Raw genomic sequence first — 25,538 nt, 5'->3', positions numbered from 1 at the left:
TGAGTTATTTATGTAATGGGATAGTTAAGTTATTGATTTTATTGATGTCATCCCAAGGATCTCAATAGTAGTGATCTTCTGAACTTCATACCTTGGGGTTTCCTTCCCCGCCCAAAACAAGATAGCCAATATGCACCTTGCCTCAAATAAAAACTGCGACCTACTTCCTTCATTTTTGGAATTGTAGATTCCAATTCATGAAATGTCACTCAGTCATGGATTGAAAAATAAATATACTATTTTCCAGATGCAAAGACAGGAAACTCGCGGATAAAGTTATCAAGAAGAACGGGTACCGCGAACTCCTCTATTCTGCTGTAATCTACACCTTCCTTTTTCAACTCTTCCGTTTGTAATATCCAGAAATGAGCATATATCTTTCGGTGGGATAGCAAATGTATAACCGGCTCTTCCTTATACCTAATAACCGACCTCAATCCGTACTTGCTCTGATAGAGTTCCAATACAGTATCGGGTAAGGCCGAACCAATGGGCTGATCTGATTCTGTCATTGGAAATTGGTAGAGACCCTGCCATATCCCCCGACCTTCTCTCTTTTCCAACAAAGTCTTACCATCCTCTGAGGTGACCACCAGATAATTGTGATAAACCGGCCTAACCTTTGTTTTGCCCTTTTTGACAGGTAACTCCCCTACCTTTCCCAATTTATATCCCACACATTTAGATTGGAAAATACATCCTTCACAAGTCGGATTTCGGGGTACACAGTAACGAGCCCCAAACTCCATGATCGCCTGGTTATACGTACCTGGTTGTTTAGGATCGATCAGTTGCTGAGCCAATTCTCGGAATTGACGCTTTCCCAGAGTTGTATCAATTGGTGTATCCAGTCCGAAGACTCTGGAGAGAACTCTGTAAACATTCCCGTCTACAACCGCTTGGGCTTCGTCACTGCAAATGGAGGCTATGGCAGAAGCCGTATAGTCCCCAACTCCCTTCAATTTGATCAATTCAGAATAAGAGGTCGGAAATACTCCGTCCAGCTCATTGCTTACATATTTGGCCGTAAAATGCAGGTTCCTGGCCCTTGAATAATAACCTAGCCCCTGCCACAATTTGAACACTGTTTCTTCCGATGCATCGGCCAGGTGATGAACTGTTGGGAAGGCTTGTGAAAATCGATTGTAATAAGGCATCCCCTGATCCACCCGGGTCTGTTGTAGGATAATTTCGGATAGCCAGACCAAATAAGGATCCCTTGTCGATCTCCAAGGTAGTATTCGTGCATTTTCTAAATACCACGCAATTAGGCTATTAGAAAATTGACTATCCTTCTCTTTCATGAATCAAAAGTAGGGCTATTGTTGTGAGAATTAAACATTTCACAATTTGATAATATGAGTATTATTTCCTTATATTTGCCCGCCTATAAACTACTAAACCAAATTGATAGATAGAATAGATTTATTAATTAAACACAAACAAAATGACTAAAGCTGATATTGTAGCTAAGATTTCGGAAAAACTGGGAATGGAAAAAGGAGATGTACAGGCAACTGTAGAATCCTTCATGAATGAGGTAAAGACTTCTTTGGAATCAGGAGACAATGTTTACTTAAGAGGTTTTGGTAGTTTCATTATCAAGAAAAGAGCCGAGAAAACCGGACGCAACATCTCTAAGAACACAACGATCAAAATTCCTGCTCACAACATTCCAGCCTTTAAGCCTGCCAAAGTATTCTTGGAAGGTGTTAAAGCGAATGTGGAGGTAAAATAATACTAACGTCTCTCCACGGGACACAATTAATGTACGCGACATGCCGAGTGGTAAAAAACGTAAAAGACATAAGGTAGCAACCCACAAGCGTAAAAAACGTAGACGCGCTAATCGTCACAAGAAAAAGTAGTTCTTAACTACTTTTTTTTTGAATTTATTTAAGTAAAGTTCTTTGAAAAAGAATAGGGTCCCTGCATTGTGCAGAGAACCAATTCTACAGGTAAACCACCTGTGATAAAATATTGTTTAATCCATCCGCGTTCCGCATCGATTTATGATTAATTGATACGGTCGGATAAAAATTAATGAAAAGTGAGCTACGAACTATTCGTAAGATCCAGTTCACAAGAAGTTGATTTTGCCCTATTAAAAGATGGAAAACTAGTCGAATTACACAAGGAGGAAGACGGTAACCGATTTTCGGTAGGCGACATATTCTTAGCCAAGATCCGAAAGACCGTTCCCGGACTCAACGCCGCTTTTGTCAATGTTGGTTATGAAAAAGATGCCTTCCTGCATTATCATGACCTCGGACCGAAAGTGAAATCTTTGTTGAAATTCGTCAAAGGTGTAAGCACAGGTAAATTAAAGGAGTATTCTTTAAAGGATTTCCCTTTCGAAAAGGAGATTGATAAGAATGGCGGCATCAATCAAGCTGTCAAGTCCAATCAATCCATATTGGTACAGATTGTTAAAGAACCTATCTCTACAAAAGGACCTCGTATCAGTTCCGAGCTTTCAATAGCCGGAAGATATATCGTATTAGTTCCTTTCTCCGATCGGGTTTCGGTCTCGCAAAAGATCGAATCCAAGGAGGAGAAGCAACGACTCAAACGACTGATCACGAGTATAAAACCTAAGGGATTTGGCGTAATTATCAGAACTGTTGCCGAGGGCAAAAAAGTAGCAGAACTGGACAGAGATTTACAAAATCTCAAAGATCGCTGGCAAGCGATGTGTAAAAAGCTACGAGGGGCGCACCACCCAAGTAAGGTGCTAAGTGAACTCAATAGAGGTGCCTCTATCATTCGAGATGTGATGACCGACGATTTTGCGGCCATCCACCTGGATGACGAAAATCTCTATTTGCAGATCAAAGATTACGTGCAAGAAATTGCGCCCAAGAAAGAGAATATCGTGAAGTTGTATAATGGTAAAGTTCCCATCTTCGAGAAATTTGGGATCGAGCGCCAGATCAAGACTTCATTTGGGAAAACCGTTTCAAGTACAAAAGGAACCTACCTGGTAATTGAGCATACCGAAGCCATGCACGTCATTGACGTGAATAGTGGTAACCGAAGTGCTAAATCCAAGAACCAGGAAGAGACCGCCCTGGAGGTCAACCTGATTGCAGCCAAGGAAGTGGCTCGTCAGCTAAGACTCCGGGATATGGGAGGTATCATTGTGATCGATTTTATCGATATGAACCGGGCCGAAAATCGTCGAGCACTCTTCAATAAGTTAAAGGAAGAGATGAAAGACGACCGGGCCAAACACAAGATCCTGCCACCGAGTAAATTCGGGTTGATTCAGATCACCAGACAACGGGTAAGACCGGAGATGAACATCAAGACCCGGGAAGAGAATCCCAACGCCCCTGAGGGCGGTGAGATCGAAGCCCCGATCGTTCTGGTTCAGAAGATCACCGAAGAGCTGAAACGCGTTCTCCAGAAAGACTATAAGAAGATCACATTAAACACGCATCCTTTTATAGCAGCCTTTTTAACCAAAGGCTTTCCATCTGTAAGGACCAAATGGTTCTTAGAACACAAGAAATGGGTTAATATCCAACCTAGAGATGCTTACACTTATCTTGAATATCATTTTTTTGATAAAGATGGTAACAAGATCAAATAATAGAAACCCTCGGCCTTCGGTCGGGGGTTTTTTTGTGCCTTAACTTTACTATTTTCGAGCAGTGCAAGGCAGAAAGACCTATACCGTAGAGGAAGCTCAATTAGCCCTGGAAAGCTACTGCAGCTACCAGGACCGATCCCATAAAGAAGTAGAAGAAAAACTCCGGAAGATGAACATGATCCCCGCAGCCTGTGAGGTGATCATCCAACATCTAATCCAGGAGAACTACCTGAACGAAACGCGATTCGCGCAATCTTTTGCCCGTGGCAAGTTCAGAATTAAAAACTGGGGGCGGCAACGTATTACTCGCGAATTAAAACTCCGGGGCATCTCTTCCTATAACATTAAACTGGCTCTCAAGGAGATATCCGAAACCGAATACCAGGAAACCTTTAACGTATTAGCCGAAAAACGTTGGGATCAACTAAAGAGAGAATCAAGCCTTCAACGAAGAAGACAAAAGTTCCTTAATTATATGCAGTACAGAGGTTGGGAAAACGGACTGATATTCCAGAAATTGGACGAATTAAGCAGATAGTCTCTATTAGGATATTCCTAACCTTCTATGGGTATTGACTATAGCCTTTTCGTTCTTGTTATCGATCCAGGCCTGTCCTTTCATACGCCGCATCATATTGTCAAAATGCCGCATCACAAAGATGTTGTAAATAGCCTTGCTCAGATTCTTTGGGTTTCGGGCTATTGCTCGTAAACTCATAGAGAAACCGGGGGTGAGATAGCGCATATAGTGCCAATATCCTTCTGGCATGTACAAAACCTGTCCGTGTTCCAGTTCTCCAATATATCCATTTGCCTTCTTCAGGGCTGGCCACTTTTCGTAGTCAGGGTCGGCAAAGTTGATGTCTTCCCTGGTGATGAGTGAATGAGGAATCTTGTAGAGATAGTCATTTTGTTTTTGATCGAATAAGATCACCTGTTTCTTCCCATGAAAGTGAAAGTGGAAGATATTGGCCAGATCGATGTCGTAATGCATAAAGGTATAACTGTCCTCTCCTCCAAAGAAGAGCATTGGCAGGCCTTTCATTAGCCTCAAACCAAAGTCAGGAAAGCTAAAGTCTTTTTGCAATTCCGGAACCTCCTTCAAGATATTCCACAAAAAGATTCGATAACGGGTTGGCTCTCGTTTTAGCAGGTCCACATACTCCGACATCTTCATCTTGGCGTGAGGCTCATTGAAGCCGTCCTTGTAATCCACGGGCCTATCATCGTAAAGAGGCACTTCAATGTCTCCCGCGATCTTGGCCATATAATCCAGGTTCCATTTGGAATAGGCCGGCCAATCCTCGATAAATTCCTCGATAATAACAGGACGCTGCGGCTTGAAGTAGTTCTTTTTAAAGTCTTCTTTGGAAATGGTCTTAACCCGATCGATCGTGGCTAACTTCATAGATGTAAGGCTAGTATAAGAGCATCAAAAATACAATAATCCAAAGAAAAAGGGCCGGTGCACAGCATCCGACCCTTCGATTTGAAGCAACTAAACAAGCCTTTTAGCCATTGGTCGTGATGACCAGGGCCTCCGAGTATTCACTAAATCCTTCGGATCCACAATTGGCACGTACGTAGATCTCATAAGTAGTGGATGGCTCAAGTCCTTCAATGCGGAATGTACTTTCTGAGGTTGGTATAACTGTTCCGCTACCTAGTTCGAATCCGGTCTCCCCGTATTCGATCTCCCAGGCAGTCTCATTGTTCTCCGCCCAACCGATCTCGATGAACTGGGTACCCAGGTCAGCAAGGAACAGGTCTGTCGGCACATTACAACTTGGAGATGCCTGGGTGGTTACAAATTGGTACTGTATATAGTCGCTGAAGCCGTCGGATCCGCAATTAGTCCTCAGGTAAATATCATAGGCTGTAGCAGCGTCAAGCCCATCGATGAAGGCTTCGGTTTCCGAAGTTCCTACTACTGTTCCCGTCCCCAGACCAAAACCAGCCAAACCATATTCGTATTGCCAGGCTGTCTGGTCACCTATCCCCCAAGTGAACTTGACCGAGGCACTGTTTAACTCAGTCGCTTCGATCTCACCGGGTTTAGGACAATTTGCGTTGCTGTTATCGTCGTCGTCGGAACAACCAAAAAGGAAGGCACAAGCGGCTGCCAGAAGAATCAACTTCTTAATCATCGTAATTGAAAAATTGGTTAAGTAATTTTCGGCAGTCCTTAAGAGAACGGAGTCTGTAAGGTAAAATTGTACCTACCCGACAAGAAATACATCAGCCCCTTAAATAAATCGGTAATAGATCAATAGGAAGAACGTACTATTTCGAAGATTTCTCCTTGGCCAATTCGTTGCGTTCAATTTGATGATCAGGTCTGGTCCATTTGGGTTTCTCACCCAAGGATTCGAATTGAGAATCTACTGCTTCGACAGTCTCCGGTTGTGCCTTCTTCACAAAAGGCTTCATAGGTTGAAGCCCCAGAAGTTCGAAGAGTTTCATGTCTTCATTGACATCCGGATTCGGTGTGGTCAACAGTTTATCTCCAGCAAAGATGGAATTAGCCCCGGCAAAAAAGCACATGGCCTGCCCTTCCTGGCTCATCTCTGTTCTTCCGGCCGATAACCTGACCTGCGTTCTTGGCATAACGATACGCGTGGTAGCCACCATACGAATCATCTCCCAAATGGAAACAGGTTCCTGTTCTTCCAAGGGCGTGCCCTCTACAGCGACAAGGGCGTTAATAGGAACAGACTCTGGCTGAGGATCCAATGTAGAAAGGGCAACAAGCATTCCCGCCCGATCGTCCAATTCTTCTCCCATTCCAATAATTCCCCCGCTACAAACGGTAACGTTGGTCTTTCTCACATTGGCAATGGTATCCAGACGATCCTGATAAGCTCTGGTCGAAATAATATCGGTATAATAATCCTCAGAGGTGTCCAGATTGTGGTTGTAGGCGTAGAGACCGGCCTCAGCCAGCCTTTGAGCCTGGTTCTCTGTGATCATCCCCAGAGTACAGCAAACCTCCATATCCAGCTTGTTGATGGTTCTGACCATCTCCAAAACCTGGTCAAATTCTTCCCCATCCCGCACGTTGCGCCAGGCGGCTCCCATACAAACCCTGGAACTACCTGAAGCTTTAGCTCTAAGTGCCTGGGCCTTTACGTGCTGGACACTCATCAGGTCATTACCTTCAATATCGGTATGATAACGAGCAGCTTGTGGGCAATATCCACAATCTTCAGGGCATCCACCTGTCTTTATCGACAGCAAAGTAGAAACCTGGACCTGGTTCGGATCGTGATGTTCCCTATGAACACTTGCAGCCTTGTAAAGGAGTTCCATCATCGGAAGATTATAAACCCCTAAAATTTCTTCTCTGGTCCAGTTATGTCTGATTTCGGTCATGGTGATAGGAATTGAAAAGACCTGCATAATGATTACACAGGTCTGTCCTTAGAATCAATGATCAAATGTACTATTCTTCTTCTGAAGAATCCACTTCTTCAGCGACATCTTTACCCTTCAAATATTCCGGTAACTGCATACCGGCCATATTGAACATCTCCTGTAGCGGAGGAACGGCTCCGTACATGCCAGAGATAAAGTTAGACGTCGAAGTCTTTCCGTCCTTGGTACTGCCATTCTCCCATACCGTGACCTTGTCGATCTTAATATTCTTGATGGCTTCTGCTTGCAATTGTACCAGCTCCGGCAGTTTATCTGCGATTAGAAGCAGTACTGCATCCTTGGAATTGTTACCCGCGGCCTGTACGATCTTATCCAGACCAGCAGCCTGCTTGGTCAATACTTCGAATATCCCCTGGGCCTCAGCCTGTGCTTTGAAGAGGATGGCATCTGCCTCCCCTTTTGCCTTGCGACGGATCTGTTCAGCTTCAGCCTCGGCATCGATCTCAACCTTCCGCTTGTCGATCTCGGCAGGTACAATGATATCCGCCTCACGCGTACTTCGTTCACGCTCTGCCCGCGTCAATTCCGCCTCTTTCTCTGCTACATAAGACTCTTCCAGGGCTTTTGCTGCCTGGACCTTTTCCGAGGCAATCGCAATACGCTCGGCTTCCGCTTCTTTTTGTCTTCGGTTAGCATTGGAGTTGGCCACGTCGATCTGGGCCGTGTTCTCTCCATCCACTGCTTTAGCGTTAGCGGCAGCCACCTGGGTACGTTCGTCCTGCAAGGCATTGGCCTCACCGATGGAACCATCCCGGTTCTTCTCGGCAACAGATTTACGTGCCTCATTAATGGCATGAGCAGCAGCCTCTTTTCCGAGTGCTTCAATATATCCGGACTCATCGTGGATGTCCGTAATATTTACGTTGATCAGTTTTAGACCAACCTTCTTCAATTCGGCTTCTACACTGTGAGAAATGTTGCTCAGGAACTTATCTCTATCCGAGTTGATCTCTTCAATATCCATGGAAGCAACCACCAGGCGCAATTGCCCGAAGATGATCTCCATGGCCAGGTCTTGTACTTCCTGCAATCCAAGTCCTAACAGACGCTCGGCAGCATTTTGCATAACTCCGGGTTCCGTAGAGATACCTATGGTAAACCTGGAAGGTACGTTCACACGGATGTTCTGTTTACTCAGTGCATTGACCAGGTTGACTTCTATAGAGATCGGGGTCAGGTCAAGAAATTCGTAATCCTGAACTACTGGCCAAATGAAGGAGGCCCCTCCGTGAATACATTTAGCGGAAGCTCCCGTACCCACTTTACCATATACCACCAGGATACGATCCGATGGACATCGTTTATATCGGCGAATAAAGGTGACTAAAACAATAAAAACGAACAGTATGGCAAAGGCAGTACCAACGAGCCCTCCTAGACCTTCTAACTGTAGCAAAAATGGAAACATATTATTTGGTGTATTTGTTGACTATTAAAACTCCGTTATCCGTAACCTGGGTCACTTGAACGATCTGTCCCTGATTGAGCTCTTCTTCTGCATCGCTGAGAGCATCCAGTTCTCTAAGGGTTCCTTGTACACGAACCTGAACCTTGCCCATGGAAGAACGATTAGGGCCTATGGTCAGATAGACCTCCCCCACAGCACCTATGGCGTTCGCAATATTCAGCGTACCAGAACTGTATAGCTTGCTTAGGTAATAAAAGATAGCGGCCATGACGATCATCATCAGCAACCCGCAGCCTATGGAAACAGCCAGTGTAACTCCTTTGGAGTATCCAGCCTCCATACATGCGATACCAGACCAACCAAAGATGGTGAAGAAACCGATCAGATTCTTTAAGGTGAAAAACTGAAAACCGATTCCTGTGTCGCCTTCTACATCAGCATCCACATCCCCCATATCGTCTACATCTCCCCCAATCAGGGTCAATGCCAGAAGTATCAGAAGAATTCCGGAGCCGACAATCGCTGCGATCCAATAAACCTGTTCGAAAGTAGACAGGGATGTAAACCATTCGTTCATAATCAGAATTATTAAGTGAGCAGTAAGTTACTACCTTTTGACTCCGAATACCAGTGGACGTGCTTATTTTGTCAGCAAAATGCTGACCGCATTTCCTCCAAACCCTACGGCATTGATCATCACTGAATTTACCAAAGAATCAGTTAGGGTAATTGTGTAAAAAGGATTTTGAATGATCTTATCTCGCTGAAGCATGAGCACCGCCATTTGGAGACTCATCAACCCTGAAGCGCCCAGGGTGTGTCCGATAAGATACTTGTTAGTCGTCAGATGGGGAATTTTGTTACGAAAAATCGTACGAATGGCTTCCATTTCAGCTTGGTCGCCTTTTAAAGTTCCCGGTGCGTGCATCACCAAAACATCAACCTCGTCCAGTTGAGCCTTGTCTAAGGCCATTTGCATGGAACGCTGAAAGCACAGACCATTGGCGGAGATAGAAGCCGGATGGTCCAGGGGCTCCGAGGCAAAGCCATAACCGGCAACAGTGGCTTGGCTTTTTTCCGTTATACCTTTTTGCAGTAGCACTAACCCGGCAGCCTCTCCCAAAACCATGGTATTGCCATTCTTATCCATTTTCAGTGAATGACAGGCTAAAGAGTCATTCACTTTGGAATAGAGCCTCATCGCCTTCATCTGGGCAACGGTGAAAGGCGTCAAAGGAGCTTCGCTTCCTCCGGCAATAAAAGCATCAGCCATTCCACCTTGTATCCAGGCAATACCGTTAAGTACGGCGTGAAGGGCAGTGGAGCAAGTGACCGAATGACTCATGGCCATCCCATCCAGACCCAGGTCTTGGGCAACCCAGGAGGAGATATTTCCGAGAGTGGTTGTTGGAGAAGAAAAGGTCGAACTGCGACCGTTTTCCAGGTACTCTCCGTGATACTTCTCAAACTTCTCTGTGGCTCCTCGGGAAGAGCCGATATTGACGCCAATCTGATCAGATTCTGGAATACGACCAAGATCCAGTTGCCGTGCCGCATGCAAGGCCATCAGAACCGTTCTGTCCAACTGGCCGTAGATCGATCGCTCAGATTTCAATGCTTCTAATTCAGTCTCTAGCTGTTCTGATAGAGCCGAAACCCAGGTATCTTGATTTTCAAATCTTCTACGGGTAAAAAGCGGATCCCCCTTTAGGTAAGCATTGAACACCTCTTGATCTGATGTTCCGAGAGCCGAAATGGACGAGAGGCCGGTAATGGTGATAGGAGTTGGCAACTTTTTTAGTACTTTCCTGCAAAAGTAAGTCTTATCAACCGGAAAATTAGCCATGGAAGAACAAGGAGATCACAGAAGTTGGTTCGATAGAAACTGGAAGTGGGTAGTCCCCGGAGGGGGATGCTTGCTGATCCTGATCGTAGGCATAATCTTCCTGGTGGGAATGGTAGGTGGGATCACCTCCTTGTTCAAGGATTCAGCCCCCTACAAACAAGCCATTATGCTGGCGGAAGAAAATCCAGAGGTCCAGGATGCAATTGGTACTCCTATTGAATCTGACGGAATGCTGAGCGGGAACATAGTGAGGAGCGATGGTGAGAATTCGGCCGACATGAGTGTTCCGGTTAAGGGGCCCAAGGGTAAAGGAAGGATCAACTTTGATGCAGTCGAGGTCAATGACAACTGGCAATTCGAGGAGTTAATGGTGATAGTACGATCTAGTCAGGATACGATCTGGCTCGTTCGCCCTGAGGTTTCAGAATAGGTCGATCACCTCTTTTATAGCCGTGTAGATTCGCTGCAGCTCTTCCGGTTTGATCAGGTAAGGTGGTAAAATGTAAATGGTGTTTCCCAAGGGACGTAGAAACACCCCGCGATTCATGAATTCCTGGTACAGTCTGTTCCTCATGTTACCGTAACGCTCCATTTCGACGTTCAATTCGAATGCTAGGATGACCCCAGACTGGCGAATATCCCTAACCCTATTATCGTCCTTCAAGCCTTGGGCAAAACGGGTGTGAGCCTCCCCTATCATTTCAATACCTTGTCGGACCTCCTTGGAATCTAAAAGATCCAAGCCCGCTAGTGCGGCTGCACAAGCAAGGGGATTAGCGCTATAGGTATGGGCATGGAAGAATCCTTTTTCTAACTTATCCGAGAGAAATCCTTGGAAGACCTGATCAGAACAACTGGTTATACCCATAGGAACCAGGCCAGCCGTTAGGGCCTTACTCAAACAAATCATATCGGGTTTGTTGGTCAAATGATCAGAAGCGAAGTTGTTGGCCGTCTTACCAAATCCGGTCATCACCTCGTCGGCTATGCAGAGTATTCCGGCCTCCTTGCACATGTCCAATATTCTATCCAAGCCATCGGCGTCATGCATTTTCATACCGGCCGCACCTTGCACCAATGGCTCGTAGAGGAAGGCTGCACAGTTTCCTTCTCTTATTAGAAAACTCAATTGCTGCAGAACAGCATCAATATTATTCTCTGTGGGTGGTGGGATACGCTCTACATTTAGAAAGTACTTCTCAAAAGGTCCATTATATACCGACAAACCAGAGGCACTCATAGCTCCAAAAGTATCGCCGTGGAAACCATTTTCGAACGCAATCAGGGTGTCCTTCGTTTCCCCTAGGTTGTGGAAATACTGCAGGGCCATCTTGATGGCCGCTTCTACCGAGGTCGATCCGTTGTCATTAAAAAAGATCCTGGATTGATTGTCAGGAAGTATGGCCAATAAGCGCTCGGAAAGCGAAACGGCGGGTTCGTGAGTAAAGCCGGTAAAGACAACCTGGTCCAGCTTTTTCATTTGAGCAGTTACCTGCTGGATAATATAAGGGTGGCAATGCCCATACATGGCAGTGTACCACGAAGCTATCCCATCTACATAGGAATTATCTTCTTCGTCGTACAACAATGCCCCTTCCGCCCTGACCAGGCCAAGCGGCTCTTGGGCCGTTTTGTGTTGGGTCAAAGGATGCCAGATATGCCTGCTATCGCGCTTAGTTAAGCTCATGGGCGATCTTTTCTGCATACTCGGCCACCACATGCTCATCGATATAGGGCTCCCAATCGATACGACCAATGACCTTCACCTGACCCATCTTTTGGATTATGGCTTCGGTAGTAGGATGTTCTTCTCCCATAAAGAGGACCCCAAATAAGTTCAATCCCCTGGATCGAATAGACTCTATGCTGCTTAAAGTATGATTAATACTCCCCAAATAATGCCTGGAAACCAAGATTACCTTATCATCAGGCTGGATGAGATCGGCTATGGTATCAGTATCATTCAAGGGCACTAAAAGTCCACCTGCTCCTTCTATGACCAGATCCTTATCCGATTTTGGTCGTTGGATCTTTTCCAGGTCGATGGTGACCTTGTCGATCGCGGCAGCCGCATGTGGGCTCATGGGTGTATTCAAACGATGGGCTTCCGGATGTATCACAGATGATGTTCCTGTGAGCCACCTTCTTACTTTATCGGAATCCGTATTGTCTAGATCGCCGGCTTGAACCGGTTTCCAATAATCCGCCTCCAGGGCACGAGCGATCATGGCTGCAGCCACTGTTTTACCAACTTCAGTGGAAATGCCGGTAATGAACCAAGAATTGTTTTTCATTACCGGCAAAGATAGCCCGCTTTTAGCGGATCAACCATTAAAAAAACTAATTCCCCCTGATCAATTGAGCAACTTTGATCAACGCATCTTTGGACCGGGTTTCGATGTGCGGTTTAACCCCAACTTTATCAATTCGGTTACCATCAGCGGTATAATAATCGCAGACCGGAAGGAACAAACTGATCTCATCGTCTACCGGAAAGAAGGCCCCGGAGAGCATTCCTCCGCCTGTTGTTTGACCTACCACAGTCCCCAAATTCTGCCGCTTGATCACATCGACAAAGGGTTCGCAGGTACTTCCGGTCAAACCATCGGTGAGCACATATACATCTCCCTCGAATACCTTCCCATTATGGCCAGGTAATACCATACGGAACCCGGCATTTTGTGACATTTCCCAAAAACCCTCAAAATCCAGATCTTGCATATAAGGAAACTGCTGTATCTGCTCGGTGGTCGGTCCTTCGGTATTGTCGGCATACCAGTTTTTTGTCAGGTAAACTCCGGCGTCAATCGGTTGGTCAGTCAGGTATGAGCCTAAAACAACGGCTGCATCCAGCGTTCCTCCGAGATTACCCCTCAGATCGATGATCAGGTTGTTATACCCCTTCTCCTCGATCTCCTGGACTATGCTGATCATACCCGAAGCATCCTGTATCCAGTCTCGAACGATCAACAAAGCGGTGGAAGAATCCAGTGATTTCAGTTCAAAGGGTAATTCTTCTTTTTTTGTCTTGGTTTTTCCTTTCTTAAGACGAAGGTTGTAATGGGTAAAGGGCAGCTTCTTTCGCTCTTGGTTAAAAGCAGTAAGAAAGTCTTGCTGATCCATTGAAAGCGTTTCTTCAGATTGAAGGAATCCTTCAAATTCCTTCCACTCGGGAGTATCCATTAAACGATAATTGTAAATGTTCTCCCGGGTTAGCTCCAGGATGGTCTTGATCTGTTGCTGTCGTTCCTTGATTGGGTCTGTAGTGTTGGCCTGGATTGGCAGACCGATAATAAATAGTAGTGCAAAAAATAAATGTCGCATGATGTGTGATTTTTAGTTGACACAAATAGAATGCAGCGAATAAATCCTCACAAAAAAGTGTGACAGAATCGAAGGATTTGTGCCCAATCTGAAGGGCTATGGGACCAATTTGAAGTTAGCGGGACGAATCTGAAAGCAGACTGCCCAAAGCCTCAAAATATTTGGGAGAGACTGGAATTGGTTCTACAGAGATATTGAAGGTCATTTCTCGTTTTCGGGCATTGCCTTGGACCCGCTCCAGATAGTCCAGGTTAACCAAGTAAGATCGATGCACCTGAACCGCTTGCGGAACCTGGGCAGCAATCCTGGAAAGGCTGCTTCTGATAAGTTGCTCTTCCAACCCATCCGTTCGGTTGATCAGCACTCGGACATAATTTTGCTGAGCCTGTGCCATTACGAACTCCTTCCACTCCAATTCGATCTTTTCCGATTTGTTCTCTCCTTCTAAGACCAAGCTACTCTCTTTCGGAGCAGATTGATCGATCACTATGCTTCCGTAATTAGCTCGCAACAGGGCCAGCAAAGGAACAATGATCGGGAGATAAGGAGGTGCAAATATCCAGAGGAAATCCAGGTAGGTGCTCAAATTATAACCAGATAAGTCATTGACCACATAGAAATTATAGATGGAAGAAAAGGATATGCACAGCCAACTGGAGATAAACAGATAAAAGAGCTCATTCAAGATATACCACCTTTTATTCTGGCGCTTATATAAGCTCATTTCAGCCGGATGCAACAACAAGAGAGCTGCCAATACGGGAAAGATATAACCGGCTAACCGCCAAGTACCATAGGGCATGTCGTAGTCTTCGCCTCCATAAGGTTTCAAGAAAATAACAATACCTGCTAGCAAGGCTCCAATGATCAGACCAATCCAGATGATCTTCTTCCAGGATACAGTAAAAGCTATTGGTCTGTTAAAACGGTTCATTCCCCCTTGTAGAATTGGGCAACTAAAGATAAGGCCTTCTCAATTTCTCCGGCAGTGTTGTAAGCATGTAGGCAAAACCTCAGCCGTTCTGTCCCCAAAGGAACAGTCGGAGATATTATGGGTCTTACATCAAACCCATGTTTGGCCAACTGAGCAGATGCTTTTTTCACCTGATCGTTTCCTCTGATTACCGCACATCGAATGGCGGAATCAGAGGGAACAAAATAGTCGCTGATACTCAATGAATTCAATTCTGCTTCAAACCCATCGATGAGCTTCCAGAGCTTTTTTCGCAGTTCATCATTGGTCACGGCCTCATGCGCCACGGCTATGCAAGCAAGCGAATGAGGTGGAAGACTCGTGGAATAGATCAGGGGTTTGGCAAAGTTGACCAGGAATTCGATCAGTTGGGTTGACCCAAGAACTGCTGCACCATGACAGCCAACAGCTTTACCAAAAGTAACTACCCTGGCAAAGACCATCTCTTCCAAGCCTGCATCGACTACCCTGCCAGATCCATTTGGCCCAAATAGTCCAACGGCGTGCGCCTCGTCCACTATCAACCTCACACCCGAATTGACACACCAATTGGCAAGCTCTCCGAGATTCGGACTATCCCCATCCATGGAAAAAACCGATTCTGTAACTACATAGCAGTTACCATCTTCAGGTTTATTGCGATCGTACAATTCCTGGAGTTGGTTCAAATCGTTATGTCGAAACTTTAAGGCTCTACCCAATGAAGACCTAACTCCTTCTCGTATGGAAGCGTGGACCAATTCGTCCATCAGGACGAGGTCCCCTCGCCTTATGATACTGCCCAACAGACCAAGGTTGGCATCATATCCACTATTGAACAGTACTGCCCTTTCGGCCTTGTAGAATTGCTGCAGAATAGATTCCAATTCCAAATGAATAGCTGAATTACCGCTGAGTAAACGCGACCCGGTGGATCCTGATCGTTGAAATTTTCGCGCTGCCAGCCAGGAATCCGCCTGCTGATAGATCTCAGGTGAATTGGCTAGACCCAGGTAATCATTGGAATACAGGTCGATCATTTCAGAAGAAAGACGGAGTTGTCGCAATGAGCCATCGAGTTCCCGACAGGCCAGTCTGTTCGATAAGTTTCCCGGAAAAGAATTCACATGGCAATTTAGCCATCTTGAATTATATGTAATTGGCTAAGGGTAAAAAAAAAGACCCGCAATTGCGAGTCTTTTATTTTGTTTCAGCTTTGTTCTAGTCGGCTAGTACGATGATCTTGTTATCGGCCATCTGAACTGTACCGCTATTGATCTCCATCACCCATTTACCGTCCTTGTCCTTGCTCAGTTTGTTTTCGTATCCTTCTGCAATAGATGGATTACCCAAAAACTTCACCTCACCTTTTACCAGGGTTGAAACGATGGCGGCGTGATTGTTCAGCATTTGGAAAGGACCATTGGCACCGGGTACGGTTACCGATTCTACTTCTCCACTCACTAAGGAGGCTTCAGGGGTTACTATCTCTAAATGCATATCAGCTCTTTATCCGATTAAGCTTCGGCTAACATCTTCTCACCGGCCTCCATGGCTTCCTCGATAGTACCTTTCAGGTTGAAGGCAGCTTCTGGCAAGTGATCCAATTCACCATCCATGATCATGTTGAATCCCTTGATGGTGTCCTTGATATCTACCAAGCATCCAGGGATACCTGTAAATTGCTCGGCAACGTGGAAAGGTTGAGACAGGAATCGCTGAACTCGACGTGCACGTCCAACAGCCAGTTTATCCTCCTCGCTCAATTCCTCCATACCCAGAATGGCGATAATATCTTGTAGTTCTTTGTAGCGTTGTAGCAACTCTTTTACTCGTTGAGCACAATCGTAGTGATCGTCTCCAAGGATATCCGGAGTCAGGATACGAGAGGTAGAATCCAGTGGATCAACCGCAGGGTAAATACCTAGCTCGGCGATCTTACGGGAAAGTACCGTTGTTGCGTCCAAGTGAGCAAAGGTCGTTGCAGGTGCAGGGTCCGTCAAGTCATCCGCAGGCACATAAACGGCCTGTACAGAAGTAATGGATCCCTTCTTAGTAGAAGTAATACGCTCCTGCATGGCACCCATCTCAGTTGCCAGGGTTGGCTGATAACCTACCGCAGATGGCATACGACCAAGAAGTGCAGACACCTCAGAACCGGCTTGTGTAAATCGGAAGATGTTATCAACGAAGAACAGTACGTCCTTTCCTTGACCATCTCCTGCTCCGTCACGGAAGTACTCCGCAACTGTCAGTCCGGACAAGGCCACTCGAGCACGTGCTCCTGGAGGTTCGTTCATCTGACCAAACACAAATGTTGCTTTACTTTCTTTCATGGCGGCTTTGTCAACCTTGGTCAGGTCCCATCCACCTTCTTCCATAGAGTGCAGGAAGTCGTCCCCGTATTTGATAATACCGGACTCCAGCATCTCACGAAGCAAGTCATTTCCTTCACGTGTTCTTTCTCCTACTCCTGCGAATACAGAAAGACCCCCGTGTCCTTTAGCAATGTTGTTGATCAATTCCTGGATCAATACGGTCTTACCTACCCCGGCTCCACCGAACAATCCGATCTTACCTCCTTTTGCGTATGGCTCGATCAGGTCGATTACTTTGATCCCGGTGAAAAGTACTTCTGTAGAAGTTGAAAGATCCTCGAATTTTGGTGCCTCACGGTGAATTGGCAATCCATTTTCTCCCGCTTTTGGCAAGTTACCGATACCGTCGATGGCATCACCGATCACGTTGAACAGACGTCCGTAAACATCCTCTCCGATCGGCATCTGAATTGGAACTCCTGTAGAAACAGCATCTACTCCTCGGCTCAATCCATCGGTAGAATCCATCGAGATGGTTCGCACCGTGTTCTCTCCAATGTGAGACTGTACCTCAAGTACCAGGGTGTTTCCTTGGTTCTGTACTTCTAGTGAATCGTAGATCTTTGGAAGTTCAACTCCGTTGGCAAATTCAACGTCCACAACGGGCCCGATGATCTGTGCAACTTTTCCAGTTATTTGTGACATGCTAAAGGTTTTATTTTTTAACTCGACCAGGGTATAAAATCCCTACCCTTAAAATCGGTGCAAAGATAAGTCTTTATACACGAAAAATCTAACCCCTAGAAGTTATTTTTTATCGAGACGATGTATTGATTTTCACCTGCTTGGACCGCGATGGGTCAGTGGGTTTGAATTGCCTGAAAAATTTATTCGAAATCTACTCTACCGTTACCGATTTGGCCAGGTTTCTGGGCTGATCCACATTGCGACCTAGCATCAGGGCAATGTGGTAAGAAAGTAACTGCAATGGTATGGTAGTGACCAATGGTGTCAACGCCTCTGGAATCTGAGGAACTTCCATGATATAATCGGCCAATTCCTTGACCGTAGTATCACCTTCGGTGACCACGGCTATGATCTTTCCTTTTCTGGCCTTGATCTCCTCAATATTACTCACCACCTTCTCGTAATGATTGCTGTTCACAGCAATAACCACAACCGGCATCTGTTCATCGATCAAGGCGATGGGACCGTGTTTCATTTCGGCGGCCGGATAACCTTCGGCATGGATATAAGAGATCTCTTTTAGTTTGAGTGCTCCTTCCAAAGCAACAGGGAAATTATAACCTCTTCCTAAATAAAGGAAGTTGGCCGCATCCTTGAACACATTGGCGATCTCCTGAATCTTTCCATCACCTTCCAAAGCCTCAGAAACATAGGTTGGTACCAACTCCAATTCCCTTAGATGCAGCATATAATCCCGAGTTGAGATGGTCCCTTTGGCCTGGGCAAGCCGAAGTGCGATCATGGTCAATACCGTGATCTGAGTGGTGAACGCCTTAGTTGATGCTACCCCTATCTCCGGACCTGCGTGGGTGTAGGACCCACTATCTGTTTCTCTGGATATACTAGATCCAACCACATTACAAACCCCGTATACAAAAGCTCCTCGCTGTTTAGCAAGTTTGATTGCCGCCAGGGTATCTGCCGTTTCTCCACTTTGTGAAATGGCAATGATCACATCCTTCTCAGAAATTACCGGGTTTCGATATCGGAACTCTGAGGCATATTCTACCTCTACCGGGATCCGTGCCCAGTCTTCAAATATGTATTCGGCAACCAAGCCCGCATGCCAGGACGTTCCGCAGGCCACGATCGTCACTCGCGGGGCATTGATAAAGCGATGAATATGGTCTTCTAATCCGCCCAATTTGATGATCCCTTGGTCGGCTAATAGCCTTCCGCGATACGTATCCTTGATCACCTGGGGTTGTTCGTAGATCTCCTTCAGCATGAAATGCTCATAGCCCCCTTTCTCGATCTGTTCCAGATTCAACTGCAATTCCTGGATGTATGGATCCACCAAGGTGTCGTCCTTGATCTTACGGATCTTCACATCCCGACCGGCCTTGATGATGGCCATTTCCTCATCTTTGAGATAAACCGTTTTATTGGTGAACTCGATAAAGGGAGTAGCATCACTGGCCACAAAGAATTCGTCGTCTCCAATCCCAATGGCTAGTGGACTTCCAAGTCTGGCCACCACGATCTCGTCCGGTTTTTGGCGGTCGAACAAGGCAATAGCATAGGCACCAACAACTTGGTTGAGAGCGATCTGCACGGCTTTCCCCAGCTTTACACCCTCTTTGATCTTGATATCTTCTATCAGGTTGACCAGGACTTCCGTATCCGTATCGGACTGAAAGGTATATCCCCTGTTGATCAACTCTTTCTTGATGGTCGCATAGTTCTCGATGATACCATTGTGAATGATCACCAGGTCTCCGGAATTGGAGTAATGGGGGTGAGAATTGACATCGTTAGGAACTCCGTGGGTAGCCCAGCGGGTATGCCCAATTCCTAACTGACCATTGGTCTGAATGTTACCTTCTATCTTGGCCTCCAGGTCACTAACTTTGCCCTTGGTCTTGCACAGTTGTATTTCGCTGCCATCAAAAATGGCGACCCCGGCACTGTCGTATCCACGGTATTCTAACCTTTTTAATCCGTTAAGGATAATGGGATAGGCTTCTCGAGGACCTACATAACCGACAATTCCACACATGGTAAGTTAATTTGGGAGAGTATAAGAGATCTTTAGTTTGAGTTTTTTATTCTCGAAGGGACTTAGATTACCGTGCAAGACGGTTCCTTCATGAGACAATATAGAGCTTTGTGGCAGGGCATTGATCCCCGGACCTTGTGTACTTTCTGTATCCTGCTGATCAGTCAACAATACATTCTGAGATACCACTAATCCTAAAGCAACATTAGTGGAGTCGTCATTGATCAATCTACTCAGGTGATTGGTGATTCGAAGACGGTAGAAATCTCCCTCATCATCGGAACCTCTTTCAATACGGCCCAAGTGAGTGGTAATGGCATCGATGGCCGCATTACCAGCCGTGAGATCGAAGGAGTAATCGATGAGCAAACGCTCGTTCTCGATGTCATATAATTTGATCCGTTCTGGTTCTGCAGCACCTCCGGTTACCTTGTCCTGGTCGATGTACATAAACAAACTCGCATCGTTGATCAACCACTCATTTGCCCTTAGCTCTTCCAGTTCTTCCGGCACACCATCATTGTCTGTGTCCTCACCAAACAACTCGATAACCGAAATGGCTCCCTGACCTCCACGGATGTATAAGGTCTCTTCTCCTTGAGTTGTATTTGGATTACTTAACGCAGCCAGAATATCGGCTGGAAATTCTTCGTCTATGGTATTTACACTGATGGCGTTGAACGAGAAGACCAGGGAGGCACTGCCTCGACCATCGTCGTCATCATCGTCACTTCCACCATCGTCTCCCACTCCTCCTTCGGAATTGAAGCTGTAATACATGGTTACTGTAGGAGCAGCACCATTAAAGATAAAGTAGTTGTCTCCATTTCCGGTCTCAACTGCTTTGAGATATATGCCCCGGAAGTAATCTTTGAAGTTGTTGTTGGTGAGTAACTCGGGTTCACCTTCCTTAGAAATGATCTTTTCCTGGAAGAATTCGTTGTCCAGACGAACCCTGATTCCAGGACCTAATTGTTCCTCATCATTTTCTCCTTCGTTGATCACAGTCCCTTCATCAGAGGGGACAAATGACTCTACCAGCCCAATCTGGGGCCCCAGGAATTGCTCGAAGGTTTGTCCTTGGTTTGAATAGTAGTTCTGGGGATCTTCAAAATTGCTATCCGGATCGAAGTCTCTCAAAAAGAACTGCGATTCATAGATCTCCAGGCGATAGGGTGTGTCCCCGTAAACAGAGTCTAAGGTATACTCTACCTCACCTTCATTATTGGTCTGCTGTTGACTAAAGAAAGGGAAATACAAGAAAACACTGTCTACAACGGCGCTATCACCGAACGACGGGTTCTGTTGGTTCAGGGTGATCTGACCGAGAAAATTGGATACCGACTTACCATAAACAGGGTCATTGTAGATCCCCATGCGGTATGCTTGCATATCGTTGGTCTGAACAGGAACCAATTTACGGCTATAACTAATTACAGTCCTGCTACTATCAACATTTACTATTATATCTTGGGAGATAAGTTCCGTCCCAATGGTGTAGAATTCCTCCTCGCAGGATGAAATTACAATTACCGTGGCCAGGATCGCGGCCACATTCCACCATACCTTTCGTCGCATCATACAAGAACGCCTAATATGTTAATCCAGTACTTGATTCTGGTAAAAATCAAGATATGCCTCGGAAAAATCCTCTTTACTGTGATATTTTAACACAGGTTTATCAGTTTCCATCAATACTTTGCTCAATTCCGCAGGTAGTTCTTCAGAGCCTATGATCAGCGCGTCGGAATTATTGATGGCCACTTTCATCAGGTTGGTGTAGTTGGGTTCTTTCAGATCTTCGATCTGATCTTGCTCTATTCCGTCAAATTTGATCTTATCGACACAATCTGCTGCCAGGTCACCATTAAAGCCATGGTTGTAAACTGAAGTGACCACCTTACTATTCTCAAACAAGGGTTCGTTGGAAAAGTAGTTCTTCAGATACAAAGGCAGCAAAGAGGCCATCCAACCATGAACATGGATGATGTCCGGAGCCCAATTCAGCTTCTTCACCGTTTCAATGACGCCTTTAGCAAAGAAGATCGCTCTTTCGTCATTATCGTCGAACAGCTTACCGTCCTCATCAGTGTAGGTAGACTTTCGCTTAAAATAATCTTCGTTATCGATAAAATAGACCTGCATGCGCTCCTTCGGAATTGAAGCTACTTTTATGATCAAAGGCATGTCCATGTCATTGATAACCAGGTTCATACCTGAAAGTCTTATCACTTCGTGTAATTGGTGTCTACGCTCATTGATGTTGCCGTATCTTGGCATGAAGATGCGGATCTGTCCGCCATTGCTATTCACCATTCGCGGGGCCTCGAACGACATGGAAGAAATCTCGGTCTCCGGCAGATATGGAATAACTTCAGAAGACACATACAAGATTCTTTTATCTTTCATACAATTGACTTTTCCTGGGGGTATCTGTTAAAGGATGCAAAAGTACGAAAATTTATGCAGATTGAGGGCAAAATCATAATTTTGAACACGCTTAAACTCTTCTGATGGAGCTATTTTCAAAGAAGCTGGATCTGGCCAAATCCTTAACTGAAATCAAGGCCAAAAATGGTCAGATCGGCCTGGTCCCAACCATGGGTGCTCTACACCCGGGACATCTATCGCTGGTCCAACAGGCCCTAGATGAAAATGAGCAGGTCGTGGTGAGTATTTTTGTCAATCCGACCCAGTTTGACAATCCATCCGATCTGAATAAATACCCGCGAGATCTGGAGGGTGATCTCGACCTATTGTCAGGATTATCTCAAAATATCTGGGTCTACAATCCAGAACCAGACGACCTCTACGACGGAGACGTTCGCTCGAAGTCATATGATTTTGGGGCACTGGAGCAGGTGATGGAGGGCCGATTTCGTCAGGGTCATTTCGATGGTGTTGGCAGTGTGTTGAATTTGTTGTTTCGCGCAGTTTCACCCAATCGTGCGTATTTCGGAGAAAAAGACTATCAGCAGCTGCTCATCGTGAAAGAACTTACTCGACTTGAGTCCTTGGACCTCGAAATTGTGGGCTGCCCCATCTACAGGGAACCCAATGGTCTGGCCATGAGCTCACGCAACAAACGCCTCAGCGAAGATGGGCTGCAACAAGCCTCACTTATCTACCAATCCTTGCTTTGGGCCAAGGATCATTTTGACCAGCTTTCGATTGCCGAATTAAAAACTGCAATAAACAGGCGATTCGAACTCAGGCCGGAATTTGAACTGGAATACTTCGAGATCGCAACTGCAGACCAACTTGAAACCGTTACTGAAAACCAGGGAGAAACAAGCTGCAGAGGCTTTATTGCCGCCTTTTTGGAGGGAGTCCGTCTCATCGATAATATGGGCTTAAATTAGTATCTTTGCGCCCATGCAAATACATGTGGTTAAATCGAAGATTCACCGTGTTAAAGTAACCGGTGCTGATCTGAATTATATCGGCAGCATCACCATTGATGAAGACCTGATGGATGCCGCCAATATAATCGAGGGGGAGAAGGTGCAGATTGTTAACAACAACAACGGCGAGCGCCTGGAAACCTACGCCATACCAGGCCCCCGCAATAGTGGAGAGATAACACTTAATGGAGCTGCCGCGCGAAAGGTGGCCCCTGGAGACGTTCTGATATTGATCACCTATGCGATCATGTCTGTAGAAGAGGCTAAAGCATTTAAGCCGGCCTTAGTATTTCCCAACGAGGAAAATAACCTGCTAAACTAATTTGAAACGCAAAGCAGCTCGCTTTCTGCAGATCGCCATTCCTCTCGGATTAGGGATCTTCTTGACCTGGTACATTTACAACCGGTTTAGCCCGGAACAGTTGGCCGAGGTAAAATTCTATTTCGCCGAAGCGGACTACCTCATGGTGGTACTGGCCGTGACCTTATCCATACTGAGCCATGTTATCCGAGCCTATCGCTGGAATTTTATGCTGGAACCTTTAGGCTATAAACCGGATCTTGCCAACAACTTCATGGCAGTCTCTGTGGCCTATTTAATGAACATATTCATCCCCAAATCCGGAGAGGTGTCCAGGGCCGTGGTCTTGCAGAAGTACGAGAAGGTTCCTTTCGACAAGGGATTTGGAACCATTATATCTGAACGGGTTGTCGATCTGCTTTTCCTGATGGGGTTCACTGCATTGGCCTTGAGCCTTAAGTTCGAAGAATTACAGTCCTATCTCCAGGAAAATGGCCTAATTGACAAGGCTGTGTTGGTTTTGATCATACTGGCCTTTTGTTCCGTAGTCGGATTTCTCACCCTACGATACATTAAGGGCGGGATCCTGGGTAAGATCGTCGGTTTTCTCAGTGGGTTAAAGGATGGCTTGTTGAGCATACTGAAGATGAAAAAGAAGTGGAACTTTGTCCTGCAGAGCTGTGTGATCTGGGCTCTTTACTTGCTTTCTTTTTATGTCTCGACCAAGGCCCTTGATATAACAGCTTCCATCTCCTGGAGCACTCTGGTAGTAACCTTTGTGGTGGGAAGCTTCACTTTTGCCTTTACCAACAGTGGATTTGGGACCTATCCCGCCGTAGTTGCAGGAATACTCTTTCTTTTTGGTGTCCCGGAAACTGTCGGAACCGCTTTTGGCTGGATCGTCTGGACCGCTAATATAGCTTCGCTTGTGCTATTCGGCCTGATCTCACTGATCGTATTACCCATCTACAACAGAGACCGAGATTGAGCTATCAGGTTGACGCAGGGAGCTAATTTTAGTATCTTTCGCTATCCAATTCTGCTCAACATGAAAAATGCCCTCCTTCTGACCATTTTGATGCTCACTACAAGCATTGGGTGGACACAATCCAAGATCATTTATGAAGAATTTGAGTCTGTCAAACTAGACCAGACCCGAAAACTTAAGATCCAGTTACCTCGAGACTACGAGGAGAATACAGAAAAGAATTATCCTATCGTATTGGTATTGGATGCGAACTATTTATTCGAACCGGTTGCTGGAAACGTCGATTATTTCAGTTATTGGGAGGACATGCCGGAATCCATCGTAATTGGCATTATGCAAGGAGACGACAGATACGACGATTGCGGTTACGATGACATCACCTTTTTCCCTGAAGATCGAAGCGCTGATTTCTTCGAGTTCATCGGATTGGAATTGATGCCCTACGTCGATCAGAATTTTAGGACGGCCCAATTTGTCATTGCAGTGGGGCATGACTTTTCTGCTAACTATCTGAACTATTTCCTGTTTAAGGATCCTCCTCTATTCAATGGGTATATCTGCTTAAGCCCAGACCTGGCTCCCTTGATGGACGAGAGACTACCTGAGCGAATTCCGGAGATCAACTCCAAGATCTACTATTACCTGGGTACAGGAACCGATGACATTCAAGATCTTATGCAGATCTCGGAAGAACTCAATGAGATACTCAGTCCCTTAAGCTCGGATAACTTCGAGTATTATTATGACAACTTTGATGGGGCAACTCATTATTCACTAGTTGGACGGGGAATCCCTTCTGCCTTGGAGAAGATATTCCAGGTATATCGACCCATCTCCAAACGGGAATTTGACGAAGTCTTACTCAAGCTGGATACTCCTGTTCATCAATATTTGGTAGATAAATACAGTACGATCAAGGAGTTGTTTGGCATTGACAATGACGTCCGGATCAACGATTTTATTGCCACCGGGACAGCTGCGGAAAAACTAAAGCAATGGGAATCCCTCAAAGCCATTGCGGATATGGCGAGAAAGCAATATCCGGATACGGTTTTAGGCGATTACTTCCTAGCCAGGTACTACGAGGAGATGGGACAGCCCAAGCGGGCCATGAGGACCTATCAAGGTGCTTACAACAAGGAAGAAGTAGATTTTATAACTGTAGATCTGATGCTGGATAAGGCCGAGAAGATCAAGGAAGACTTCGGCTATTAAGGCTAT

General features: G+C 45.7%; 25 protein-coding genes. 8 read left to right on the top strand and 17 right to left on the bottom strand.

Annotated features, from left to right (window positions below; genetic code table 11):
- Nucleotides 1-236: 236 nt before the first annotated feature.
- Entirely contained in the window at nt 237-1,304 is a 1,068-nt protein-coding gene (gene mutY / locus BST85_RS12850) for an A/G-specific adenine glycosylase (RefSeq protein ID WP_104813624.1), read from the bottom strand.
- Nucleotides 1,305-1,447: 143 nt separating this feature from the next.
- Here mutY and BST85_RS12845 point away from each other — a divergent pair, with 143 nt between their 5' ends.
- The 3 genes from BST85_RS12845 (at nt 1,448) to BST85_RS12835 (ending at nt 4,133) form a co-directional block, all read left to right on the top strand.
- The gene (locus BST85_RS12845) at nt 1,448-1,738 is read left to right on the top strand and encodes an HU family DNA-binding protein (RefSeq protein ID WP_104813623.1); all 291 of its coding nucleotides are present in this window, start codon (nt 1,448-1,450) and stop codon (nt 1,736-1,738) included.
- Between the two features lie 312 nt (nt 1,739-2,050).
- Complete coding sequence (locus BST85_RS12840; RefSeq protein WP_104813622.1) at nt 2,051-3,595, top strand: Rne/Rng family ribonuclease; 1,545 nt, start codon at nt 2,051-2,053, stop codon at nt 3,593-3,595.
- A 61-nt stretch (nt 3,596-3,656) separates the two neighbouring features.
- Entirely contained in the window at nt 3,657-4,133 is a 477-nt protein-coding gene (locus BST85_RS12835; protein ID WP_104813621.1) for a regulatory protein RecX, read from the top strand.
- 6 nt (nt 4,134-4,139) lie between these two features.
- On the opposite strand, the gene BST85_RS12830 is transcribed toward BST85_RS12835, so the two are convergent.
- The 6 genes from BST85_RS12830 to BST85_RS12805 all read right to left on the bottom strand — a co-directional run bounded on the left by BST85_RS12830 (nt 4,140) and on the right by BST85_RS12805 (nt 10,230).
- Complete coding sequence (locus BST85_RS12830) at nt 4,140-5,003, bottom strand: cupin-like domain-containing protein (RefSeq protein WP_104813620.1); 864 nt, start codon at nt 5,001-5,003, stop codon at nt 4,140-4,142.
- Between the two features lie 103 nt (nt 5,004-5,106).
- On the bottom strand, nt 5,107-5,742 hold the full coding sequence (locus tag BST85_RS12825; RefSeq protein WP_104813619.1) for a fibronectin type III domain-containing protein: 636 nt from the start codon (nt 5,740-5,742) through the stop codon (nt 5,107-5,109).
- Nucleotides 5,743-5,878: 136 nt separating this feature from the next.
- The gene (bioB, locus tag BST85_RS12820) at nt 5,879-6,967 is read right to left on the bottom strand and encodes a biotin synthase BioB (RefSeq protein ID WP_104814013.1); all 1,089 of its coding nucleotides are present in this window, start codon (nt 6,965-6,967) and stop codon (nt 5,879-5,881) included.
- A gap of 70 nt (nt 6,968-7,037) precedes the next feature.
- A complete protein-coding gene (locus tag BST85_RS12815) occupies nt 7,038-8,438 on the bottom strand; it encodes a flotillin family protein (RefSeq protein ID WP_104813618.1) in 1,401 nt (466 codons plus the stop codon).
- 1 nt (nt 8,439) lies between these two features.
- Entirely contained in the window at nt 8,440-9,015 is a 576-nt protein-coding gene (locus tag BST85_RS12810) for a hypothetical protein (RefSeq protein ID WP_104813617.1), read from the bottom strand.
- Between the two features lie 63 nt (nt 9,016-9,078).
- Nucleotides 9,079-10,230 carry a beta-ketoacyl synthase N-terminal-like domain-containing protein gene (locus BST85_RS12805; protein ID WP_104814012.1) on the bottom strand — a complete coding sequence of 384 codons (1,152 nt, stop codon included), beginning with the start codon at nt 10,228-10,230 and terminating at the stop codon, nt 9,079-9,081.
- Nucleotides 10,231-10,282: 52 nt separating this feature from the next.
- Between BST85_RS12805 and BST85_RS12800 the strand changes: the two genes are divergently transcribed.
- A complete protein-coding gene (locus BST85_RS12800; protein ID WP_104813616.1) occupies nt 10,283-10,714 on the top strand; it encodes a cytochrome c oxidase assembly factor Coa1 family protein in 432 nt (143 codons plus the stop codon).
- Here BST85_RS12800 and bioA read toward each other — a convergent pair.
- From bioA to BST85_RS12750, 10 genes are all read right to left on the bottom strand, one after another.
- Nucleotides 10,706-11,971 carry an adenosylmethionine--8-amino-7-oxononanoate transaminase gene (bioA, locus tag BST85_RS12795; protein WP_104813615.1) on the bottom strand — a complete coding sequence of 422 codons (1,266 nt, stop codon included), beginning with the start codon at nt 11,969-11,971 and terminating at the stop codon, nt 10,706-10,708. The genes BST85_RS12800 and bioA overlap by 9 nt on opposite strands.
- Nucleotides 11,958-12,578, bottom strand: coding sequence for a dethiobiotin synthase (gene bioD, locus BST85_RS12790; RefSeq protein ID WP_104813614.1), 621 nt, complete (start codon nt 12,576-12,578; stop codon nt 11,958-11,960). Before bioD ends, bioA begins: the two co-directional genes overlap by 14 nt.
- A 46-nt stretch (nt 12,579-12,624) precedes the next feature.
- A complete protein-coding gene (locus BST85_RS12785) occupies nt 12,625-13,608 on the bottom strand; it encodes a S41 family peptidase (protein ID WP_104813613.1) in 984 nt (327 codons plus the stop codon).
- Nucleotides 13,609-13,723: 115 nt separating this feature from the next.
- Complete coding sequence (locus BST85_RS12780) at nt 13,724-14,542, bottom strand: LytTR family DNA-binding domain-containing protein (protein ID WP_104813612.1); 819 nt, start codon at nt 14,540-14,542, stop codon at nt 13,724-13,726.
- The gene (locus tag BST85_RS12775; RefSeq protein ID WP_245917699.1) at nt 14,539-15,687 is read right to left on the bottom strand and encodes an aminotransferase class I/II-fold pyridoxal phosphate-dependent enzyme; all 1,149 of its coding nucleotides are present in this window, start codon (nt 15,685-15,687) and stop codon (nt 14,539-14,541) included. Before BST85_RS12775 ends, BST85_RS12780 begins: the two co-directional genes overlap by 4 nt.
- A gap of 94 nt (nt 15,688-15,781) precedes the next feature.
- Entirely contained in the window at nt 15,782-16,060 is a 279-nt protein-coding gene (locus tag BST85_RS12770; protein WP_104813610.1) for a FoF1 ATP synthase subunit delta/epsilon, read from the bottom strand.
- A 17-nt stretch (nt 16,061-16,077) separates the two neighbouring features.
- Entirely contained in the window at nt 16,078-17,583 is a 1,506-nt protein-coding gene (atpD, locus tag BST85_RS12765; protein WP_104813609.1) for a F0F1 ATP synthase subunit beta, read from the bottom strand.
- 193 nt (nt 17,584-17,776) lie between these two features.
- Nucleotides 17,777-19,624, bottom strand: coding sequence for a glutamine--fructose-6-phosphate transaminase (isomerizing) (gene glmS / locus BST85_RS12760; protein ID WP_104813608.1), 1,848 nt, complete (start codon nt 19,622-19,624; stop codon nt 17,777-17,779).
- A 6-nt stretch (nt 19,625-19,630) separates the two neighbouring features.
- Nucleotides 19,631-21,205 (bottom strand): BamH family beta-barrel-assembly machinery protein, encoded by a 1,575-nt coding sequence (bamH, locus tag BST85_RS12755; RefSeq protein ID WP_104813607.1) that lies wholly within the window; start codon nt 21,203-21,205, stop codon nt 19,631-19,633.
- Between the two features lie 18 nt (nt 21,206-21,223).
- Complete coding sequence (locus BST85_RS12750; RefSeq protein WP_104813606.1) at nt 21,224-22,033, bottom strand: glycogen/starch synthase; 810 nt, start codon at nt 22,031-22,033, stop codon at nt 21,224-21,226.
- 104 nt (nt 22,034-22,137) lie between these two features.
- Between BST85_RS12750 and panC the strand changes: the two genes are divergently transcribed.
- From panC to BST85_RS12730, 4 genes are read left to right on the top strand one after another with little or no spacing between them, the layout of a single operon-like run.
- Nucleotides 22,138-22,986: a pantoate--beta-alanine ligase gene (gene panC / locus BST85_RS12745; protein ID WP_104813605.1), complete on the top strand. Its 849-nt coding sequence runs from the start codon at nt 22,138-22,140 to the stop codon at nt 22,984-22,986.
- 13 nt (nt 22,987-22,999) lie between these two features.
- On the top strand, nt 23,000-23,350 hold the full coding sequence (gene panD, locus BST85_RS12740; protein WP_104813604.1) for an aspartate 1-decarboxylase: 351 nt from the start codon (nt 23,000-23,002) through the stop codon (nt 23,348-23,350).
- A gap of 1 nt (nt 23,351) precedes the next feature.
- Nucleotides 23,352-24,317 (top strand): lysylphosphatidylglycerol synthase transmembrane domain-containing protein, encoded by a 966-nt coding sequence (locus BST85_RS12735; protein ID WP_245917698.1) that lies wholly within the window; start codon nt 23,352-23,354, stop codon nt 24,315-24,317.
- 60 nt (nt 24,318-24,377) lie between these two features.
- Nucleotides 24,378-25,532, top strand: coding sequence for an alpha/beta hydrolase (locus tag BST85_RS12730; RefSeq protein WP_104813603.1), 1,155 nt, complete (start codon nt 24,378-24,380; stop codon nt 25,530-25,532).
- Nucleotides 25,533-25,538: the final 6 nt, after the last annotated feature.

The organism is Aureitalea marina (genome assembly GCF_002943755.1).
GTDB classification, from domain to species: domain Bacteria; phylum Bacteroidota; class Bacteroidia; order Flavobacteriales; family Flavobacteriaceae; genus Aureitalea; species Aureitalea marina.
This window is presented reverse-complemented; position numbering and strand designations above follow the sequence as displayed.

Coding starts and splice junctions, on each gene's coding strand:
- BST85_RS12780 (WP_104813612.1), bottom strand. CDS start 14,542: ATGAACCGTTTTAACAGACCAATAGCTTTTACTGTATCCTGGAAGAAG.
- bamH (WP_104813607.1), bottom strand. CDS start 21,205: ATGATGCGACGAAAGGTATGGTGGAATGTGGCCGCGATCCTGGCCACG.
- panC (WP_104813605.1), top strand. CDS start 22,138: ATGGAGCTATTTTCAAAGAAGCTGGATCTGGCCAAATCCTTAACTGAA.
- atpD (WP_104813609.1), bottom strand. CDS start 17,583: ATGTCACAAATAACTGGAAAAGTTGCACAGATCATCGGGCCCGTTGTG.
- BST85_RS12750 (WP_104813606.1), bottom strand. CDS start 22,033: ATGAAAGATAAAAGAATCTTGTATGTGTCTTCTGAAGTTATTCCATAT.
- bioB (WP_104814013.1), bottom strand. CDS start 6,967: ATGACCGAAATCAGACATAACTGGACCAGAGAAGAAATTTTAGGGGTT.
- BST85_RS12800 (WP_104813616.1), top strand. CDS start 10,283: ATGGAAGAACAAGGAGATCACAGAAGTTGGTTCGATAGAAACTGGAAG.
- BST85_RS12730 (WP_104813603.1), top strand. CDS start 24,378: ATGAAAAATGCCCTCCTTCTGACCATTTTGATGCTCACTACAAGCATT.
- BST85_RS12830 (WP_104813620.1), bottom strand. CDS start 5,003: ATGAAGTTAGCCACGATCGATCGGGTTAAGACCATTTCCAAAGAAGAC.
- panD (WP_104813604.1), top strand. CDS start 23,000: ATGCAAATACATGTGGTTAAATCGAAGATTCACCGTGTTAAAGTAACC.
- BST85_RS12825 (WP_104813619.1), bottom strand. CDS start 5,742: ATGATTAAGAAGTTGATTCTTCTGGCAGCCGCTTGTGCCTTCCTTTTT.
- BST85_RS12770 (WP_104813610.1), bottom strand. CDS start 16,060: ATGCATTTAGAGATAGTAACCCCTGAAGCCTCCTTAGTGAGTGGAGAA.
- BST85_RS12810 (WP_104813617.1), bottom strand. CDS start 9,015: ATGAACGAATGGTTTACATCCCTGTCTACTTTCGAACAGGTTTATTGG.
- glmS (WP_104813608.1), bottom strand. CDS start 19,624: ATGTGTGGAATTGTCGGTTATGTAGGTCCTCGAGAAGCCTATCCCATT.
- BST85_RS12815 (WP_104813618.1), bottom strand. CDS start 8,438: ATGTTTCCATTTTTGCTACAGTTAGAAGGTCTAGGAGGGCTCGTTGGT.
- bioA (WP_104813615.1), bottom strand. CDS start 11,971: ATGAGCTTAACTAAGCGCGATAGCAGGCATATCTGGCATCCTTTGACC.
- BST85_RS12785 (WP_104813613.1), bottom strand. CDS start 13,608: ATGCGACATTTATTTTTTGCACTACTATTTATTATCGGTCTGCCAATC.
- mutY (WP_104813624.1), bottom strand. CDS start 1,304: ATGAAAGAGAAGGATAGTCAATTTTCTAATAGCCTAATTGCGTGGTAT.
- bioD (WP_104813614.1), bottom strand. CDS start 12,578: ATGAAAAACAATTCTTGGTTCATTACCGGCATTTCCACTGAAGTTGGT.
- BST85_RS12845 (WP_104813623.1), top strand. CDS start 1,448: ATGACTAAAGCTGATATTGTAGCTAAGATTTCGGAAAAACTGGGAATG.